Source organism: Citrobacter sp. MNAZ 1397 (genome assembly GCF_023613995.1).
GTDB lineage: Bacteria > Pseudomonadota > Gammaproteobacteria > Enterobacterales > Enterobacteriaceae > Phytobacter > Phytobacter ursingii.
The window spans coordinates 196,358-216,396 of record NZ_JAKIVH010000003.1 but is presented as its reverse complement, the minus strand read 5'-3'; the positions used below and the strand labels follow the sequence as shown (position 1 = coordinate 216,396).

The 20,039-nt window shown below is 55.7% G+C and carries 12 protein-coding genes; 3 read left to right on the top strand and 9 right to left on the bottom strand.

Going from position 1 to position 20,039, the window contains the following annotated elements; translation table 11 throughout:
- Genes bcsB (L2097_RS18220) through bcsR form a run of 4 tightly spaced genes read right to left on the bottom strand, consistent with a single transcriptional unit; the run spans window position 1 to window position 5,996 of the window.
- Complete coding sequence (gene bcsB, locus L2097_RS18220; protein ID WP_250353439.1) at window positions 1-2,412, bottom strand: cellulose biosynthesis cyclic di-GMP-binding regulatory protein BcsB; 2,412 nt, start codon at window positions 2,410-2,412, stop codon at window positions 1-3.
- A gap of 25 nt (window positions 2,413-2,437) precedes the next feature.
- Window positions 2,438-5,035, bottom strand: coding sequence for a UDP-forming cellulose synthase catalytic subunit (gene bcsA / locus L2097_RS18215; RefSeq protein WP_250353438.1), 2,598 nt, complete (start codon window positions 5,033-5,035; stop codon window positions 2,438-2,440).
- Window positions 5,032-5,796, bottom strand: coding sequence for a cellulose biosynthesis protein BcsQ (gene bcsQ, locus L2097_RS18210; protein ID WP_250353437.1), 765 nt, complete (start codon window positions 5,794-5,796; stop codon window positions 5,032-5,034). Before bcsQ ends, bcsA (L2097_RS18215) begins: the two co-directional genes overlap by 4 nt.
- An 11-nt stretch (window positions 5,797-5,807) precedes the next feature.
- The gene (gene bcsR / locus L2097_RS18205; protein ID WP_047372693.1) at window positions 5,808-5,996 is read right to left on the bottom strand and encodes a cellulose biosynthesis protein BcsR; all 189 of its coding nucleotides are present in this window, start codon (window positions 5,994-5,996) and stop codon (window positions 5,808-5,810) included.
- Between the two features lie 171 nt (window positions 5,997-6,167).
- Between bcsR and bcsE the strand changes: the two genes are divergently transcribed.
- The 3 genes from bcsE to bcsG are packed head-to-tail and all read left to right on the top strand — an operon-like array spanning window position 6,168 to window position 9,593.
- Window positions 6,168-7,727: a cellulose biosynthesis c-di-GMP-binding protein BcsE gene (gene bcsE, locus L2097_RS18200; RefSeq protein ID WP_250353436.1), complete on the top strand. Its 1,560-nt coding sequence runs from the start codon at window positions 6,168-6,170 to the stop codon at window positions 7,725-7,727.
- On the top strand, window positions 7,724-7,921 hold the full coding sequence (bcsF, locus tag L2097_RS18195) for a cellulose biosynthesis protein BcsF (RefSeq protein WP_047372691.1): 198 nt from the start codon (window positions 7,724-7,726) through the stop codon (window positions 7,919-7,921). The genes bcsE and bcsF overlap by 4 nt, the downstream gene beginning before the upstream one ends.
- Window positions 7,914-9,593 carry a cellulose biosynthesis protein BcsG gene (gene bcsG, locus L2097_RS18190; protein WP_250353435.1) on the top strand — a complete coding sequence of 560 codons (1,680 nt, stop codon included), beginning with the start codon at window positions 7,914-7,916 and terminating at the stop codon, window positions 9,591-9,593. Before bcsF ends, bcsG begins: the two co-directional genes overlap by 8 nt.
- Before the next feature lie 520 nt (window positions 9,594-10,113).
- On the opposite strand, the gene L2097_RS18185 is transcribed toward bcsG, so the two are convergent.
- The 5 genes from L2097_RS18185 to bcsA (L2097_RS18165) are packed head-to-tail and all read right to left on the bottom strand — an operon-like array spanning window position 10,114 to window position 20,023.
- Window positions 10,114-11,109 (bottom strand): family 8 glycosyl hydrolase, encoded by a 996-nt coding sequence (locus tag L2097_RS18185; protein ID WP_250353434.1) that lies wholly within the window; start codon window positions 11,107-11,109, stop codon window positions 10,114-10,116.
- 8 nt (window positions 11,110-11,117) lie between these two features.
- Window positions 11,118-11,597, bottom strand: a complete 480-nt coding sequence (gene bcsD, locus L2097_RS18180) for a cellulose biosynthesis protein BcsD (protein ID WP_047372688.1) — start codon at window positions 11,595-11,597, stop codon at window positions 11,118-11,120.
- A complete protein-coding gene (locus tag L2097_RS18175; protein WP_502799314.1) occupies window positions 11,597-15,595 on the bottom strand; it encodes a cellulose biosynthesis protein BcsC in 3,999 nt (1,332 codons plus the stop codon). The genes bcsD and L2097_RS18175 overlap by 1 nt, the downstream gene beginning before the upstream one ends.
- 16 nt (window positions 15,596-15,611) lie before the next feature.
- Window positions 15,612-17,912 carry a cellulose biosynthesis cyclic di-GMP-binding regulatory protein BcsB gene (gene bcsB / locus L2097_RS18170; protein ID WP_250353432.1) on the bottom strand — a complete coding sequence of 767 codons (2,301 nt, stop codon included), beginning with the start codon at window positions 17,910-17,912 and terminating at the stop codon, window positions 15,612-15,614.
- Complete coding sequence (gene bcsA / locus L2097_RS18165; protein WP_085005042.1) at window positions 17,909-20,023, bottom strand: UDP-forming cellulose synthase catalytic subunit; 2,115 nt, start codon at window positions 20,021-20,023, stop codon at window positions 17,909-17,911. The genes bcsB (L2097_RS18170) and bcsA (L2097_RS18165) overlap by 4 nt, the downstream gene beginning before the upstream one ends.
- Window positions 20,024-20,039: the final 16 nt, after the last annotated feature.

Sequence of the window (20,039 nt, the reverse complement as noted above, 5' to 3'; positions counted from 1 at the left end):
TTACTCGTGATCCGGGTCGAGACGACGACGGCTGATAATACGCAGCAGACGCCACAGCACCCACGCCAGCAATACCACGCTCACCGCGGCCAGAATCGCCAGCAGTACAGGGTGATTCGCCAGCGCGTACCAGACCCGTTCAAACCACGGCAAATGCCCTACGTAGTAAATGTCGCCAACACGCAGACCGTTCACGCCCGATTCACGAATCACCGACACGGAGCCGAAAATCGAGGCACGTTTACCGCTGTCATTCATCGCGCCGTTTAACAACTCATAGCCGCGCGGGCTATCCGCCAGCAACGCAACCACGCTGCGCTGATCGTTATACGGCGACTGGAAGCCGATAATGGCTGCCATCGGGCCGCTGGACGATACCGAAGTCTGCGCATCAGCCTGACGATCGACATCATCTGGCATAACGCCAGGGAACGGTGTCTGGCGCAGCGGCGTTTTCACCCAGCTTTGCGCTGCGTGAACCAGCAGATCGATACGTTTATCATCTTTCAGTTTTTCCGGCAGAGCGCCAATGATCATGATATCGGCGTCTTTACCCTGAATCTGCGTACCGTCATTGGTCAATGTCATGTTGATAGCCGGGAAACCCGTTTGCGCGCCAATGGTCGCCAGCGAATCCAGCAGTGTAGTCAGTTGCCCTTCTGTCGGCGTTGGCGGCACCACAACAAGGGTTTCAGACAAGTCAGCCATCCGGGTGAACGGGAAGCCTGCATTCGCAAAGGCGCGCAGGTCCGGCATCGCCAGGAAATGGTAGTACTTCGAGAAGTCGATGGTGGAATCGTCGCCAATGACCACACGGTTTTGTACCGGCTGGAAGGTGACGCAGTTTTCGATAGTGCCACCCGGCATCGGATTCATGTACTGGAAGTCAAAACGCAATTGGTTCACCGCCCCCAGTTTCAGCGCCGGAATAGAAACATCAGTTTTGCCATCCAGCAGCCCCTGTAATACCGGCAGGCGCAGCAGCAGCCGGTTGGTATCCTGATTGCTGACCAGACTGAAATATTGCAGGAACTGATTGTTCAGGCTGATATCCATGCGCGAACTGTCTTTGGTTGGCGGCGCGGTATAGCGATAGTTCAGGTGCATATCGATACCGTTACTGCGCAACAGATAAAGGTCCGGCGGAAGGTTCAACGCGACATTGATCGACGCCGGTTGCAGACCCGTGGACTGCAACTGCTCTTCATAGGTTTTCAGTTCACCAAAGGTGACCGCACGGTCGGTGCGCACCCAGTTCGGCGCATCGTAGGGTTTGCGCGCCAACAGTGGTTTCACCTCATCAACGGTGACACTGCTGCCACGGAACAGCACGTTCCCCTGAGCAATACCTTTTGCCGCCTGTAACAGGTCTTTGTCATCGCGCCCGAATACCACCAGCAATTTTACATAAGGGTTGTTCGGGTGACTCATCATAGTGATGGTCGGGGCGTTCACAGGCGGCGCATCACGCAGGAAATCCGGGCGCTTATCATTGGTCGCGAAAATAATCGCGTTACGATCCGGCAGACCGCTGTACATGACCGGGAAGTTCTGCCCCCGCCAGCCGGTACGTGAACCAAACCAGGAAGCGATAATCGCCGCCGCCTGCTGTTCAACCAGATCCGGCGCACCGGCGAAGACCATCGGCAGCGTTAACGGACGGCTGTCTCTTGGGTCAAAGAACGGGATCGGGAAGTGGGACAGGTCGTTTTGTACGGCCAGCGTCTGGTAAGAAAGATCCAGCGAACTACTGCGACCAATATCCATCCACAGCGTAGTGCTGGCCGGGTTTTCACAGACATCGCGATAGTGGCCGACAAACTCCAGCCGCACGCGGTTGAAGTCGGTAATGTAAAGCGGGTCGATAGGCACCTGAGCAAAGGTCTTTTTACCCAGTTGTTCTTTGGTGACCGGCAGCACGCCCATCAGTTCATCATTCAGATAGACCTTGAGCTGCGACTGTACCGGCAGCAACGACGGTGACGGGGTATATTCGAGATTCAACAACGCTTTCGACACCACTTCATCACTGCGCATGCCGAACTCAATGCCATTATTCGGGTTGACGCCGCGCAGCACCATACTGCCTGGCGGTGGCGCAATCTCTGCAAACGTCAGTTTAACCTCACGCGACGGCGCACTGGAAAGCGCCACGCCAGGCGTCACCTGTCCCGTGGCCCGGCTTCCGGTCGGCGGTGCCGGCTGGGTTTGCCCCTCTGTTGGGGTGGTGGGTACCAGCGTTTCCGATTGTGTCGGCGCAGGCGTCGCGACCGGCTGAGTCGCAGGCGCGACGGCAGGCACGGTGGGGGCCGCTTGCGTCGCCGGATCACCGGGTGCCGCATACGTCATCAGGGAGGGTATAGCGCTCATCCCCACAGCCACTGCACAAATCCAGGAAAGTTTTCTTTTCATCGCGTTTTCATCATTGTTGAGCCAATCACGTCACGGGGTGCTGTATTACCGCTTCCCGTTCCGGGCGACGCGGTATAAACGACACAATCCAGGCAACCATTACGGTTAGCGACCGGAAAATCATTTTCACAGACGGTGGAGCAAATTCCGCGAGATGGCGATAACCACGGAAGCCCAGTTTTAAAATATCCATTAAGCTTTCCAGTGGCTTATCTTCCGGGAAGCTGTCCTGCCACAACGCCCATGTATCCGCACGGGCAAACGTACACTGCACAAAATCGATATGCTGTTTCGTGGACAACGGCATAAGTTGCAGCCCCACCTCACGACCGGAAACGCGCACGACCATGGTCGGGAAGACATACTCTTGTTGGCCGCGTTTTAATAACAGGCTGACTTTTTGCCCTTCCAGTACCTGTGACTGGCCGTTGATTTTGATCCCCAGCCCCCCATCAGAGAAATCATGCACGGTACAGGAGAACAGATGACCGTCTTCGCGGGCGATAGCCGCAGGCATGGAGATCTCCACACGGTGCGCGCGACGAACCTGCTTGCTTTCCACCGATACCGCCACCGCGCCACCGAGGATAGTCAGGTTGTAGAACACCCATGCGATACTGACGAACACCGTCAAAATCTCATTTTGCGGGCCATAGAAATAACGCCAGATACCCACCAGCACGCCGATAATGTTCAGCAAAACAAGGAAGATATAGGGCCTTGAGATAACCCAGTCGACATACTCTTCTTCGACCAGTCCCCCTTTTGCCGTGACGTTGAACTTCCCTTTATGCGGGTTAAATAACGCGACCAGAGTCGGCGGTGCGATGTACCACGCCAGCACGGTTTCGTAGATTTCGCTCCAGAACGAATGGCGATATTTGCCCTGAATTTTCGAGTTGGTCAGGCTGGCGTGAATCATGTGCGGCAGAACAAACAGCGCAATCATGATGGCAGGCGCATAGATGATGTAGGCATGCAACAACAGAAACGCCAGCGGCGCGGTGAGGAACACCAGACGCGGAATACCCGAGAGAAAGTGCAGCATGGCGTTGACGTAACACAGGCGCTGCGCCAGTTTCAGCCCTTTGCCGAACAGGGGGTTATCAAGACGGAAAATCTGAATCATCCCACGCGCCCAGCGGATACGCTGACCGATGTGCGCCGACAAACTCTCCGTTGCCAGACCGGCAGCCTGGGGAATACGCATATAGGCCGAGGTATGCCCTCTGCGATGCAGACGCAGCGAGGTATGGGCGTCCTCGGTGACCGTTTCCACCGCGATACCGCCAATCTCATCCAGCGGGCCACGACGAATGACCGCACATGAACCGCAGAAGAAGGTGGCGTCCCACATATCGTTGCCGTCCTGTACCAGCCCGTAGAACAAGGTGCCTTCGTTTGGCGTTTTACGGAAGCGGCCCAGGTTGCGCTCGAACGGGTCCGGCGAGAAGAAGTGGTGCGGCGTCTGCATCATTGCCAGATCTTTCTCTTTGATAAACCAGCCCATGGTCATTTGCAGGAAAGAGCGCGTCGGCACATGGTCGCAGTCAAAAATCGAGACAAACTCGCCTTTGGCATATTTCAGCGCGTTATTGATGTTCCCGGCTTTCGCGTGCTCATGGGTGGTACGGGCAATGTATTCCACCCCCACGGTCTGGGCGAACTGACGAAACTCTTCTCGCCCGCCGTCGTCGAGGATCCAGATGGTGAGTTTGTCTTTCGGCCAGTCGATACCCAACGCCGCATAGATGGTATTTTTCACCACATTCAAATCTTCGTTATACGTGGGCACAAAGATATCGACCGACGGCCACAGGGCCATGTCTTTAGGGAGCGGTACTGGCTGGCGATTAAGCGGCCAGACCACCTGGAAGTAGCCGAGGATCAGCACAATCCACGCATAGGTTTCCGCGAACAGCAACACGATGCCGCACACCAGGCTGACCGGGTCATCCCAGTTCAGGGTCGAGGTATAGCGCCACCAGATGTAGCGACAGGAGACGGTCAGCGAAAGCACGATCAGCATTAACGCCGAGAAACGCCCCGGAATGCGGCGCACCAGCAGGGCCACCCCCCACAGCAGCAGCAGGAAGATTAACTGCGATAGCGGGTTAAACGGCTGGGTAATGCAGACGAGGGCCAGTATCAACGAAAAGGTGATGATGATCCCCAGAATAAAACGGCGCGCTCCCCGGCTGAGATGGCCCAGCTCTTTATGGTTATCCAGGTGGCTGGTCTGGTCAGCAACGCGGGTGGGCAGAGAATCCAGCCAGTTATGGTAACGTTCGCGGATCTTATGCGCACGTTCAGGTTTCGTCGCCTGCGCTGTCCTGTGCTGTGGTAGCGTTGCCAGCAGCCAGAGGACCTGCAACAGATAACGTGCCGGGTCAAGCGGGCGCGGTTTATCCGGATTAATATGCGGAAAGAGCGCCTGATGCTGCTCACGCACCCGCTGCCAGTTAGCATTCTCCAGGGGCAGAAACAGCCAAGCCAGTGCTACCCAGAAACAGCCACATGCCGCACTAAACCCCGATGCCTTATTCCGGCGATAACAGCGGTAACGCTCGCTTAAGCGGGCATAGACCGGGGGGGTAAGAAACCAGGCGGCCAGACGACTCATTCGAGCATCCTCGTGTGTTGTTCCCCTTGAGCAGGTTCGCCCGAACAGTGCAGTAAACACCAGTTTGCCAGCGTCAGGATTTCTTCTGCCGCCAGGGAGTCGCTACGGTATTCCCCCAACGGTTGCTTTGCTGCCAGACATTCCACCATCGCTTCATCGCGGTGGATAAGGACAGGCATCAGGTTGCGCTGGCTCTGAAGCCACACCTGATAGAGGTCATCCTGCAGTTGACTGCCAATACGTAAATCATTAATCAGAATATGCGCGCCTGTCGGCAACCGTTGCTGATGCAGGCGCACGTGGCAGTTGGTATCGGGTTTCACGACCGCCAGCGTATGGTCGCAATATTCAAGAAACTGGCGCGCCAGCGGCGAATAGCCGTGCGGTAAATCCAGCAGCACCCATTGGTAGCGCTGCTGCGCTTTAAGCGCCTGTAATATCGCCGTTAACTGGCCGGGTAGTTCATGCAACAAGTGCAGTTTCTCCCATTCGGCATCCGTCAGGCGGCCAAAGGGCAAAATGTCGATGCTGGAGGTATAACGCAGCCCCGCGTCACGCCAGTCTTTGCCATCCAGAATCGCGCGCGCCCAGCCATCGGCGTGGTCGAAATCAACATTAAATGACAGGCGCAAGAGGTTATCGGGGCAGGCGTCAATAACAAGTACCGATTCCCCTAAAATCTGTAATGCCCAGCCGAGCGCCGCGGTAATCGATGTGGTGCCCACACCGCCGCGTACCCCTTGTAACCCCAATACAGCCATCCACGGCTTCCTTATTGTTGACGAGCAAACTCTGCCAGCAGAGGCCAACGTTTAATAGCCGCCGCCAACTGTTCTCGTTGGGAAATATCGGCATAATCTATTTCGGGCAATGAAAACACCTTACTGAGTGCTAAAAAGTCATTTTGAAATGTATAACCCAGCGTCGAGTCCGTCTGAGTTTTAGGCTCATCGTTATGCATTCAGACACGATCCTTATAATCAGAAAAAGATTGCGTACATTCTTAGCAAGGTATTTGCGACGAAATTCGTTTACATGCTAAATCTGATGTTCTTTAATTTCAATGTTAGGTTTATTTCTATGCTTTCGCTAGTAAACTGAGATACAGATAAATTACCTGTAGAGGGACACCGTGGACCCCATATTTTCTATCGGCATCCAGTCGCTATGGGACGAATTGCGTCACATGCCTGCCGGCGGCGTCTGGTGGATTAACGCCGATCGCGAGGTGGATGCAATCAGTCTTGTTAATCAAACAATTGCATCGCAATCTGAAAACGCAAAAGTCGCGGTTGCGGGCATGGGGTATGATTTGCGGAACATCCTCAAATCAGAACCCGATCACGGCCCCCGAAAAATACAACTTTTTTCCATGCCAAATCATGAAAAGAGTCTATACTTTTTCTCTCGCGATTTACTGTGCTCAATTGAGCCTGAGAATTATTTCCTCATTCTGTTGTGTGCAAATAACGCCTGGAAAAATATTTCGGTGGAGAATTTGCACCGCTGGCTAATACGAATTCATGACTGGACGAAATATCATAATTGCACATTACTGGTAATAAACCCTGCAAACAATAGCGACAGGCAATCATCAGTACTGATAGGTAAATACCGTTCATTGTTTGGTTTGGCGAGTTTGCGTTATACAAGCGGAACACATCTTTATGATGTTGCCTGGTGGTGTAATGACAGAGGCGTGAGTGCCCAGCAACAACTTATTCTTGAACAGCACGATGGCCACTGGCAGTTAGCGAAGCAAGAAGAGGCTTCCGTCCAGCCGCGCAGTGATGAAAAACGGGTGCTCAGTAATGTCGATGTGCTGGAGGGGGCACCTGCGCTTTCTGAACACTGGACGCTTTTCGAAACCAATGAAGGAATGTTTAACGAGGCGCGAACCAGCCAGGCCGCGACCCTTATTTTCGCCCTGCGTCAGAATAACCAAATCGAAACCATTGCCCGCCAGATTCATACTCTGCGCCGTCAGCGCGGCAGCGCTCTGAAAATCATCGTCCGTGAAACCAAAGCCAGCCTGCGCGCCACCGATGAACGTCTGCTGCTGGGGTGTGGCGCCAATATGGTCATCTCCTGGAACGCCCCGCTCTCCCGCTGTCTGACGCTTATCGAAAGCGTACAGGGGCAACAGTTTAAACGCCTTGTGCCGGAAGATATCTCGACGCTGATCTCAATGACCCTGCCGCTCAAACTGCGCGGATTCCAGACATGGAATACGTTCTGCGAAGCCGTGGGCAATATGGTGAATAACACGCTGTTGCCACCCGATGGCAAAGGGGTGCTGGTGGCGCTGCGCCCGGTACCCGGTATTCGGGTTGAACAGGCGCTGACGCTCTGTCGCCCAAACCGGGTCGGGGATATTGTCACCATCGGCGATAATCGCCTGTTGATGTTTTTGTCATTCTGTCGCGTAAACGATCTTGATACCGCGCTTAACCATATTTTCCCGTTACCTACCGCCGACATCTTCTCTAACCGCATGATCTGGTTCGAGGACAACCAGATTGCAGCGGAACTGGTGCTGTTGCGGGAAGTCGGAGCGGAAAAATGGGGCAGTCCGCTGGCAGGAACGAGTGATGAGAAGAAAATCATTAACGCCGAGCATGACGGGCAGACCTGGCGACGTATCCCGGAACCGCTGCGGCTGTTAAGTGAAGACAGGGGGAGCGCATCATGATGTCCATCGCCGATATTATTGAACTTGTTATACTTTGCGCGCTGATTTTCTTCCCGCTGGGCTATCTGGCACGCCACTGGCTGTACCGTATTCGCCTTATTGCAAGAATAATGTTTATTAAACCCCGCTACGTTAAACCGGCCGGAGTATTGCGTCGGGAATCGTTCGTCAAGGCAGACCGAAAACATGACTAATCAAACGCTGACGCCTTCCAGACCCTCGACGCTGTGGCAACACTGGCGCGGTTTATCCGGGTGGAATTTCTATTTTTTAGTGAAATTTGGTTTGCTGTGGGCGGGCTACCTTAATTTTCATCCGTTGCTGAACCTGGTATTTATGGCCTTTCTGCTGATGCCCGTGCCAGGCCCTGGCCTGCACCGTTTGCGCCACTGGATTGCCATCCCGATTGGTTTCGGCCTGTTCTGGCATGATACCTGGCTACCGGGCATCGATAGCATTATAAGTCAGGGCTCGCAGGTGGCAGGTTTTAGCGCGGATTACCTGCTCGATCTGGTAACGCGTTTTATTAACTGGCAGATGATGGGTGCCCTGTTCGTATTACTGATCGCCTGGCTGTTCCTGGCGCAGTGGATTCGTGTAACGGTATTTGTCGTCGCCATAATGATCTGGCTGAATGTGCTGACTCTTGTCGGACCAGCGTTCACCCTGTGGCCGCAAAGCACCCAGCAAAATACCCTTGCCACAACGGGCGCAACGGTGGCGCCGACGGTGGCAAATACCGCAACAACGCCCGTAGTAGGCGATATTCCGGCGCAAACCGCACCGCCAACCTCTGAAAATCTGAACGCCTGGCTTGCCAGTTTTTATGCTGCCGAAGAAAAACGTCAGACGCCGTTCCCGACGCAACTGCCGGCAGATGCGCAGCCTTTTGACCTACTGGTGATCAATATCTGTTCACTCTCCTGGTCCGATATTGACGCCGCGGGCTTGTCATCGCACCCACTGTGGTCGCATTTCGATATCGTATTTAAGCAGTTTAATTCGGCCACCGCCTACAGCGGCCCGGCAGCCATTCGCCTGCTACGCGCAAGCTGCGGCCAGACGTCGCATAAAAATCTCTATCAGACAGCCGGCGCTCAGTGCTACCTGTTTGATAACCTGGCCAAACTGGGTTTCACCCAACAACTGATGATGGATCACAATGGCGTATTCGGCGATTTCCTCAAAGAGATCCGCGACAACGGCGGCGTACAGGTGCCATTAATGAACCAGGCAGGCCTGCCGCCAGTCCTGTTGTCGTTTGATGGCTCCCCGGTCTATGACGATACCGCCGTGTTGAACCGCTGGATGGAAAACGAGGCGACCAATAATGACCAACGTACCGCGACCTTCTATAACCTGCTGCCACTACACGACGGTAACCATTTCCCCGGCGTTCGCCAGACAGCGGATTATAAAATTCGCGCGCAAAAGTTGTTTGATGAACTGGATGCCTTCTTTACGCAACTGGAGAAATCCGGGCGTAAAGTGATGGTGGTGATGGTGCCGGAACACGGCGCGGCGCTACAGGGCGATAAGATGCAGGTTTCCGGTCTGCGTGATATTCCAAGCCCATCGATTACTCACGTGCCCACGGCGATCAAGTTCTTTGGCATGAAGGCTCCGCATGAAGGGGCAGCCATTGAGATCAACCAGCCGAGTAGCTTCCTGGCGGTATCAGAACTGGTGACGCGCGTGCTGGATGGCAAGATCTTTATCGAAGACCATGTGAACTGGGATCAGTTGACCAGCGGCCTGCCGCAGACCGCGCCCGTTTCAGAAAATGCCAATGCCGTGGTGATCCAGTACCAGAACAAGCCGTATGTTCGCCTGAACGGCGGCGACTGGGTGCCGTATCCACAGTAGGTTGTTTCCCCTCACTGAAGCAAGGGGGCAAGTCGTAGATACTGTGAACGTCTTCAACTTTTTGAGCCATGGCTGGCGCGTTTTCCCGCATGACAACCACAGCGACATCCTGGTAACCCTCTGGCGTAGAGCATACAGCGAGGGGGTTGAGTCCCCGCCGAAATCGGTGAGACGAAGACCCGATGACAAGGGCAGGCCGCCAGGGATGGCGGACTGAGGTTTGTCGAGACAGGACGTCGAGTCAAACCGACCGCAGGCAGCGGGGCGGGAGGCGAACGCAGTGCGAAGCATCGATTTCTTTGCGGGGCCGCGGGGATTGTAAAGGGGAACGCGGTGTTCCCCTTTACCCGTTCACGTGTTCGAGGGTGACATTTCGCCATGAACATACGGTGAACGGAACCCACCTTCCGAGCCGCATTTTCCCCCTCACCCTGGCCCTCTCCCACGGGGAGAGGGGGAAATAGTGCCGTGAAGAGGTTAGGGCCGGGGTGAGAGGGACATCGCGAGGAAAAGCGAAGAATTACTGCTGCTGCGCGAGCCAGACCAACATTTTCAGGCTGGCAGAATAATAGTCATCCTGCGCGCTGATTTGCGGCTCGCCGGACGTTTGGCCCATCGTCAAATCACGCACCGCCAGCAAACCGCCATTCATATTGTACGGGGCGGTATCGTTGGTTGTGACGTTCACCCAGGCCGGGGTGCGGTTACGATCATAACCCTGCCACCAGTTGCGCCACGGCGTCAGCAGCGCACTTTGCGGGTTCCACCACGAGAGATACAACGGAATACGGATGGCGTCGAAACTCATGCGCGGTGGCCACTCTTTGGCAGGGCTCAGTTTGCCATCCGCCGACAGCGATACCCAGTCGGTAGGCAAGTGCGACTGACCCCAGCCCATTTTACCAAGCAGCGTCGTGCCATCACGAATCAGATCATTCCAGACCACCAGATGGCTACGGTTGGCAAATTCTTTCCATGCCGGGAAGATAAAATAGGACGGATTCAGATTCACATAGCTGTTGAGATTGAACCCCTTCGCGCCCGGCAGCATTACCCGATAACCCGCAAAGTTGATCACCGTATGTTTAATCATCGCCTGGGTAATGGCATCCGATGCGGTCGCATAGCTGTTATCATTCCAGCGCTGGCTGGCTTTTAACAACGCCCATGCAATTAACGCATCGCCATCCGTTGCGTCGTTCTTATCCGCAATCGGATCCGGCTCAACCGGGTTAAAACGCCAGTAGAACAGGCCATTGTCCTTGTTCCTTAGCGTCTTATCCGTCCATCCCCAAATGCGGTCAAACGCCGCCTTATCGTTACTGGCGACCGCCATCAGCATGGCGAAGCCCTGGCCTTCCGTGTGAGAGACGTTTTTATTGCCCGTATCAACAATACGGCCATCCGTCATCAGAAAGCGCGCTTTGTACGTTTCCCAGGCCTGTCCCGCCTGGGAAAACGAGGAAAAGAACACACTCACCATCATCACCATCATGGCGAAAACGCGTTTAAACATACTCAGACTCATTGTGGGTTAGCGTAGCGGAACACAACGTCCGATACGGAGTAAAGCCGTTCGCGGCTAAAAGCAAGATGCGATTTTCCGCCCTGTCCCTGCAACCAACGGGTATAAAGTCCTTCCAGTATGGCGCAAAAGGCATAACACCAACGCGTCTGGCTGTTCTCATCCCGGGAAACAGGTACACCCTGATGGCGGAACGACAATCCCTCTTCGCTGGCCTGAATATCAATATAGCCCCAATTAAACTCCGCAAGCAGCCTGTTGATGTTGGCCTCGAGCTCGCCGATGGTTTCCGAGGCTGGCAGAGGAAAACGTTCCGCCAGCGACTCTCCCATCTGGCGCAAGAAGGGCTGGCTTTCCGCTTCCCCCACGTTTCTCACCATGCCATCAACCATCACCGACAGCAGGTCAAACCAACCGGCCGGCGTTTGCTGTCGTTGAAAATAAGACAGCAGTAAAGGATTAGCCGTACTCGACGTCATTATTTATCTCCCAACATATAGCGGAACCAGATCCCGGCAGTACTTTCGTTGTAGTCGCCAAAGGTGTCGTAACCGACCCTGCCGCCGACGGTCATGTTCTTATTCAGGTTGTAATCAATCCCTGCCCGGAAGGTATAGCCAATCCCGTTTTGCGATTTGCTGCCGTACTGCGCTTCCTTGGTAAAGCCCATATCAGCCAGTTGCTGCAGCATGCTCTGTGCCTCAGGATCGTTCGGGAAATAATTGCTCTTATCCTGGGTATAGGACTGGTATCCCACCGATCCGCCCAGGCTCAGCTTCCAGTTATCGATTTTTTGCGAGAAATCGACAGGTAACGATACGCTGACATAGTTCTGCGGGCTAAAGTAGCCCCCCTGACCGTAGGTAAAGTAGCTCAGGTTTTTCGAGAAATTCATCCAACTGACGCTTAACCCCGTCTGCAACTGACGGAAATCATCATGCCATGGACGCAGATAGACGCCGGCATCGGCGTTGGCGCTGGTGTTGCTCGCCACGTTATCGCCAATGTAGCTGTAACCGCCGCCTCCCACGAAGAAGCCCGCATCGCCGTCGTCATAGCTCAGTTGTACGCTACCGCCGTTTTTCGTTACCTGACCCCAACGATCTCCTGAATATTTATCTTTCAGGCCAACATACGAGAGCAGGCTATCGGTCACCGCGCGGCGTTCACCGGTCAGAATTAACGTCAGGTAATTGGAGAGCTTCGGCGACCATTTCACGCCGCCCACCAGCGTACTCATGTCCTGGCCCAGCGGCGTACTGCCAATATCCACACGGTAGCTATCGCCACTGAGCGCCATATTCAGCTCAACGCCGTTGCCGTTTTGCGAATCCGTGGATGAGTTAATCGGATCGCTGGAACTCGCTTTATAGCTGGAGGTGCTGAGCGCTTTCAGACGGCCTAAATCGGTACCCAACAACCGGTTCAGGCGTGCCAGACCGGTATCGGTAAACGGCGACAATTTGTTCGCATCAGCGTACCCGGACAGGTCGGTAAACTTATCCGTCGCGTTGGTATCGGTTGTAGTATTGGCATTGGTGACAGACTGACTGATATTGGTCACCGCATTCGCCAGCGGGTTCGAACCATAACGGCGCCAGGCATCGCCCGATGCGGTTCCTGAACTCAAACTGATCGGCGTGGCGGTAAACTCGAAACGCGACTCACCAAACGGCGAACTTGACCAGGTCAGCGGCGTTTTGGCTTCGGTCAGTTTACTGGTGCCCGACTCACCGTCGCGACCACGAATATCGACCTCGCCCTGCAACCACATCCCTTTCTTCTCATCGAGCTCTTGCATCATGTTATCAACCTGACGCAGGGTGCGGCTTTGCGCGGTCTCGACGGGCAAATCGGTACGGGTGGTGCCCGGTAAACTGGTTCCCGGCTCATGGGCCACCTGCGCGACCTGCCACGGCAAAATAGTGCCGTACAACGCCTGCGGCGAACTTGATTGCGGCGTCGTTTTGCTGGTGGTGGTAAACGGATTATCAGCCAACAGTACGCCGCCAATCGTCGGCGTCGTGGCGCTGTTAGAAGACTCCAGCCCCACCAGTTTGCCGCGCGCGCTGCGTAAGTAGGTCATCGCCTGCTGATGATTGCCTTTTGCCTCTTCCAGACGCGCCAGCAACAGCATACGTTCCGGTGAGCTGTCGCTGCGCAGACCGCTGGCAAGAGTCGTGGCTTTCTGCACGTTATTCTCGGACAGCGCAACGTCGATAGCGCCGACGCGTGCTGCCTGATCCTCGGTATCGCGGGTCATCAGGTAGTCGTAGAGCACGCCCGCTTCTTTGTTCATTTTGCCTGTCTGATACAGACGGCCCATGGCGAACATCAAATCGGTGTTCTGCGGGTCGCTTTGCAGCGCTCGGATCAGCTTGTCATAAGCAGCGGCATAGTTGCCCTCTTCACGCAGTTTGTCCGCTTCATTAATGACGTAACCATTGCGGATACCTGCAAGCTGCGAAGGCGTACTACGTGCCTGTAGCTCCGGGTTCGACATCAGGGTTTGCGCTTCTTGCGTGAGCCCCGCCTGATTCAGTACCGCTATCTGATCGGCATAATCCCCGGCGTTGCCTTGTACGCCGTCTTTTATACTGTTGCGTACCAGCGATACGGCGGTGGTGATATCACCCGAGCGGGCAAGCATCCGCGCCAGTTTCCCCGCATCAACCGGGCTTTTCGGCGGCTGACTGGCCAGCGCTTTCAGGGTATTGGCTGCCGCGGTCATGTTCCCTTGCGCGAGGTAACGTTCTGCCGTCGCCATTTGCAGGTTGTAATTCACACTCTCCGCCAGATCGCGCATCTGACTATTACGACTGGACGGCGGAATACGCGCCAGCAGAGAGTTGGCCTGCTGCCAGGCACCGCTTTCGCTGGCGTATAGCGCAGCGGCATACAGTGAGTTGCTGTTGGCACCATCGCGCCCGGCGGGGATCATTACCGTTGCCGCTTCGCCCTCTTGCCCGGATTTTTGCAACAGACGGGCAAGGTCCAGACGCAGCCACGGATCATCCGGCACGCGGGCAACACCCTGACGTAACACCGAAATAGCCTGGTCAGTGTTACCGGCCTGAACCAGCTGCTGTGCCTGACGACGAATCGGATCGCCAGGTGCACCCGCCACCACGCGCGGCTGCAGTTTTTCCTGCAGGCTGGCGGGTAAGGTGCGCAGCATCGCCTGAGCTTCTTCCGTTTTATTCTGGTCGCGCAGAACGTAATAGAGGTTTTCCCGTGCCGGAGCATTCTGCGGCTGATCGTTGAGGATACCTCGCAGGGTTTGCTCGGCCTGAGCAAAGTCTTTGTTCTGACGCAGTACGGCGGCACGGAACAGTTTACCTGCCGTGCCACGCTCCCCGCTCTCTTGTGCCAGCGGGGATGAAAGCGCCAGCGCCTGGCTGATATTGCCCTCTTTCAATGCCTGCTGGGCCTGGGCGAGCTGGCCGTAAAACGCCGCATCTGCAGCCTGATTTTTACGTTCCTCAGACGCATCGCCGCCCTGACTGGCCGCCCGGTTCAGGTACTGTGCCGCCGCTTTGTAATCACCGCTACGCTGGGCAATGTAGCCCATCCCGGCAAGAGCATCCGCATCGTTGGGGTTGGTTTGCAGTACCTGTTCAAATTTACTTTTTGCCGCACTGTTATCGCCGCTGTTCAGTGCGGTATAGCCCGCGCCTTTCGCCGCGCCGCCAACATTTTTACGGTAATAATTCTGAACATCGCTATCCTGCGGGTGGCGCTGCAACCAAGTGTCGTAGAAGCGTTCATCGCCCGCCTGCGGCCCCAGCCATAACAGCGCCTGACGCAACCCATCGTCAGCCTCTTTACTGCCGCTGGCCATCGGTTCGAGCAACAAAATGCCGTCGCGACGCGTCTCTTCACGCCAGGTCAGGATTTTGCCCAGCGCAATACGCGCAGAGGTATCCTGCGGGTTATGCATGACGAAATTTTTCAGCTGCGCCACGGCCTGCGGATAAAGAGCTTTGTCTCCCGCCATCGTCTGATAGTACTCAGGAGCGAGGCTGGGCGGCGGCGTATCGCCATTAAACATGCTGCGCCAGGTCGCCAGCGCCGCCGGTACGTTGCCGCTGCGCGCCTGCTGGCGGGCAAGACTCAATTGCCCTTGCGGCACCTGCGTCAGCTGTTTGGCATTATCGAGTGCCTGTAACCCCGGATCATTAGGGGAAACTTGCGCCAGACGCGTGCGCCACTGGGATGAGACTTGCAGATCGCCATTTTGCTGCGCCCATAACGCCATCAGGTACATCGCCTGGGTGTTATTGGCATCCACCATCAACACTTTCCGCAGCGACTCCATCGCCAGGTCATCGTGGGATTTCTCATGCCAGTAATTCGCTTGATCAAACAAGGCTTTGAGCGCGGCATCATTCGCAGCGCCATGTGCCAGCCCTGACATACCGAAAGTGAGGACGCTGGACAGGCACAGCGTCGTCAAACGGCGGGCGGTTTTTATCATCATTCTTGTCACCCTCTTATTTGCGGTTGTCCAGATCCAGACGTCGTTTCGCGCGATTTCTCAGCAAGACAAAAATTGCCGAGCCAGCGATACAACCAAATAGCAGTCCCAAAATCGCCAGCAGCGCCGAGTGCTGATTCGCATACCAAATCACCCGCATCTGCGTTGGCATCTCGCCGCTCGGGAACTGTTCACCCACACGGAAACTGCGCACGCCGTTCTCATTTGTGATCACCGCTGCGTCGCCGCGGATCCCGGCGTTTATCTTCGCCGAGGCGAGGTCGCCGTGCAGGCGCGAAAGCTGATCGTCATTGCTGCCGATAGCCAGCACCACCAGACGATCGTTATTCCACGGTGAACGGAAGCTGACAAACCCTCGCCAGGCCTCGTTGGAAGAGAAGTAGCGGTCAGCTTCCAGTCCGTCTGAGGCCCAGTCTCCTGCTACCCAGCGTTTGATGCGTTCCCAGGTTGTCGGCTCGCGTACGCCCAACGTAGTGTCGTGCATCACGAACGGTGAGGTACTGAGGATCGCACGGTTAAAGTCATGTTGATCCAGCCCCGTTACCGCCAGCACATCGCGGTCGTTCAGCAAGTCTGCGTTCGCCCCGGCAGCAGGGACACCCAACAGCACTCGGTTGTGGCCCAGCGCAGTTCCCGTCGCGTTACCGGAACGGGCCGCCATATCCAAAAGGGTGGCAATCTGCGTTTCCGTCGGGTTTTCCGGCAGCATCAGCACCGTTTCCGAATAATCGGCAAGTCGGGTGAACGGGAAGGAAGCACCCACGAAATAAGAGAGGTTCGGCAACAGCGCAAAGTGTCGCGTGTGGCTGAGATCAATCCACGAGTCGTCGTCGATACGGCTCTTAATGTTATTGTTCAGCAGCACACTACAGGGGGCGCTCGCCTTTGGCTGAATGTTGAAGTACAGCGAGAGCTGGTTGTCACCGTAGATCATGTACGGCTCCAGCGGCATATCATACTTCTCCTGACGCGCATCGCCGCCAAGCTTATGCCACAAGGTTTCCAGTGCCCCCTGCTTATTCACCGGCAGGTTATGCAGGAAGGTATCGTTCATGGTCATGCTGAGCCAGGAACGGTCTTCATCAATCCAGCTTTCCGTCGGGAAACGGTAGCCAATATGCAGAGGAATCGTTTCGCCATCCCACAGGAACAGATCCGGCGCCGCACGGAACGCCACACGCAACGGATCGTGCCACAGCCCCGTGGTGGTCAGGCTCTGATCTTTACGGATCAGTTCTGACAGTTTGACCGGACGATCGGTGGGGATCCAGCGCGGCGCGTCATACGGCTTACTCGCCGGGATCGTTTGGGTGGTGACATCCACCGATGCCGTCTGCATGGCGAAATTGCCGCGGGTTAAACGCCATGCCGCCGCGCGCAGGCTGGCATCATCTTTACCCACCACCAGCAGCAGCTTATAAACCGGGTTTGCCGGGTTATCGACCACTTTCAGCAGCGGCTGCTCGGTATTCGGCAACGTCAGGCCGCCAATTTGCTCGCCCGGATGACCAATCAGGATGCCGTTCTTTTCCGGCAAACGATCGTGATAGGCGGCAAACAATACGCCGCGGTAGTCTGCCTGAATCCCCATCCACGATGAGATCAGCGCACTGGCGCTTAAAGTATCGGGGCTCAGCTTCGCCGGGAAAGCCATGGCGATCGCTGCCGGGGTCATTTGCATGCTGTCAAAGAACGGGCGCGGGAAGTGACTTAAGTCGGCGCCAATATCCAGTTGCTGCCCTTCCAGCTCGAAACGCGAATCCGCCATGATGGTGACGCGATATTTATCACTCAGATCGCGCTGGCACTGCATGGCATCGCCGTCGTTGATTTTAAAACTCAGGTTGTTGCTCGACACCATCAATGCTGACGGAATATCCAGCTGGTAACGCGCGGTGTCGCTGTCGGTCACGGTCAGCGGTACCGTCCCCAGCGGCTGGCCATTAAGCATCAACTGCATGGTGGCATTTCGCGCCACCATTGCGGGCGATATTTTCAGGTTCAGTTCAAGCCGCGCCGTCGTGATGACCTGGTCCACTGGCAGAGTAAAGGACGCGCCCCCCTGGAACTGCCCCCCCGTCAGGGAAATCCCTTCCGGAAAACCCATCTGCGCGATACTGATGCTGTTAACCACAGACGGAATAAATACCGGCGCGCCGGGTGGCGGCACGGGAACAGGCGCCGTCTCCGCCGGTTCGTTTAATTTCAGTAGCGACTCGATAGAAGTGTCTTCGGCATGCAGCGGCATCATAAAGAGTGAGCCGACCAGCACAGCCAGTGTTGTCAGACGTTTCATGCGTTGCCCTCCTCCTGAGAAGCGGCCTGGGCCTGCCCGGCGCGCAAACGGCGGTTTTCGCGACGGTCTTTCCAGGTCAGCCAGAAGAGGTCGAACACACAACGCATAATGGTCCCCAACGAACGGAACGGGTTGTCCTGCGGTTTCGGCGGGTGAATCCATGCATCCGCACGGGAGAGCACCACGCGCACCAGTTCACGACGGCGGGCCAGCGGGATGTCTTCGAACATCAGACGAATCGATTCTTCATCCGTGGCGATGGTTTTCACCGGAATGAGGATTGCGCCGGATTGCAGCAGCAATTCAATCTCTTCAATCTCATCATCCAGATGGCGATCATCCGGCGCCACAATGCGGCAGCCGCCCATCGACAGGTCAGCGGTATGGCTGCGCGTCACCACGCCGCTGGCATGGTGGAGCAGTACCGGGATTTCAGCATCGATGCGAATGGTTTTACGCGTCTGCCGGGTTTCGCGCGCAACGGCAATCGCGGCCAGCAGAAAGATCAGGCTGTACAATCCCCAACCGACGTTAAGGGCGATAACGCGCGGATCCACGCCAAAGTAGTCATGCGCACAGGCACGAACGATACCGGCAATCACCCCGGCCGCCAGCAGCAGGGCGATAATCAAATGCGGGCGCACCACGCTAAAATCAAAGTACCCCACGTCCAGCAGCGCGCCTTTGTCGGTCACATTGAATTTGCCGCGTTTCGGGAAAAACATCGTTACCACAGTCGGCAGTGCAATGTGGAAGGCCAGCACCAGGTCGTAGATCTCCCCCCAGAAGCTATAGCGATACCGTCCGTTCATACGCGAGTTGACGTAAATCGAGAGGAACAGATGCGGGAGCGCATAGGCGAAAACCAGGCTCGCAGAGGAGTGAATGATGTTCAGGTTGAACAGCAAATAGGCCAGCGGCGCAGTCACAAACGCAATACGCGGCAACGCGAACTGGTAATAAAGCATGGCGCTCAGGTAGCACAGGCGCTGTTGAATGGTCAGACCACGACCAAACAACGGGTTATCCAGACGGAAAATCTGCGTCATACCACGCGCCCAGCGGGTACGCTGGATGACGTGCAGCACCAGACGCTCAGTCGCCAGACCGGCAGCCAGCGGGATATCCAGGAACGCAGAGCCCCAGCCACGACGCTGCAACTTGAGCGCGGTGTGGGCATCTTCGGTAACCGTCTCTACGGCAAAACCGCCAATCTCTTCCAGCGCGCTACGGCGAATCACCGCACAAGAGCCGCAAAAGAAGGTGGCGTTCCAGTTGTCGTTGCCCTGCTGAATCGGCCCGTAGAACAGTGTCCCTTCGTTAGGGATGTTACGCCCAACGGAGAGGTTACGCTCGAACGGGTCTGGCGAATAGAAATAGTGGGGTGTCTGCACCAGCGCCAGTTTCGGATCTTTCAGGAAACCGCCCACCGTCGCCTGCAGGAAGATGCGTGTGGCAACGTGGTCGCAGTCGAACACGGTAATCAACTCACCCTGCGTCAGTTTCATGGCGTGGTTGAGGTTACCGGCTTTGGCGTGATTATTGTCGTTACGCGTGATATATCCAACGCCAACGTCTGCGGCAAAAACCGCGAACTCCCGGCGTTTGCCGTCATCCAGCAGATAGATGTTCATCTTATCACGAGGATAATCAATGCATTGCGCCGCCAGTACCGTATCGCGCACCACATCCAGCGGCTCGTTATAGGTAGGAATATAGACATCCACCGTTGGCCACTGGCTCATATCATCCGGCAGCGGCACAATCTCACGTTTTAACGGCCAGACCGTCTGCAGATAGCTCAGCAGCAGCATGACCCAGACGTAGACCTCGGCCAGAAACAGCCCCATCCCAAGAATGGTTTCAATTTCGGAATTAAAATGCAGGGTTTGCGTCAGGCGGAAATACATATAACGCGTCGATAATAAAACCGACATAACCACCATAATGACCGACACGCTGCGTTTTTTGCTAAATCCCATCAAAAACAGCACACCGATACTGAGCAAACCAAAAATATACTGTTTCTGGCTGTCCATAGGCGTGATGATGACCAGCAGCGCAACAGGTAGCATTGCCAGTACCAGCAAAACATAAAGGAACTTTTTCATAGGTTGCCCTGCGCGA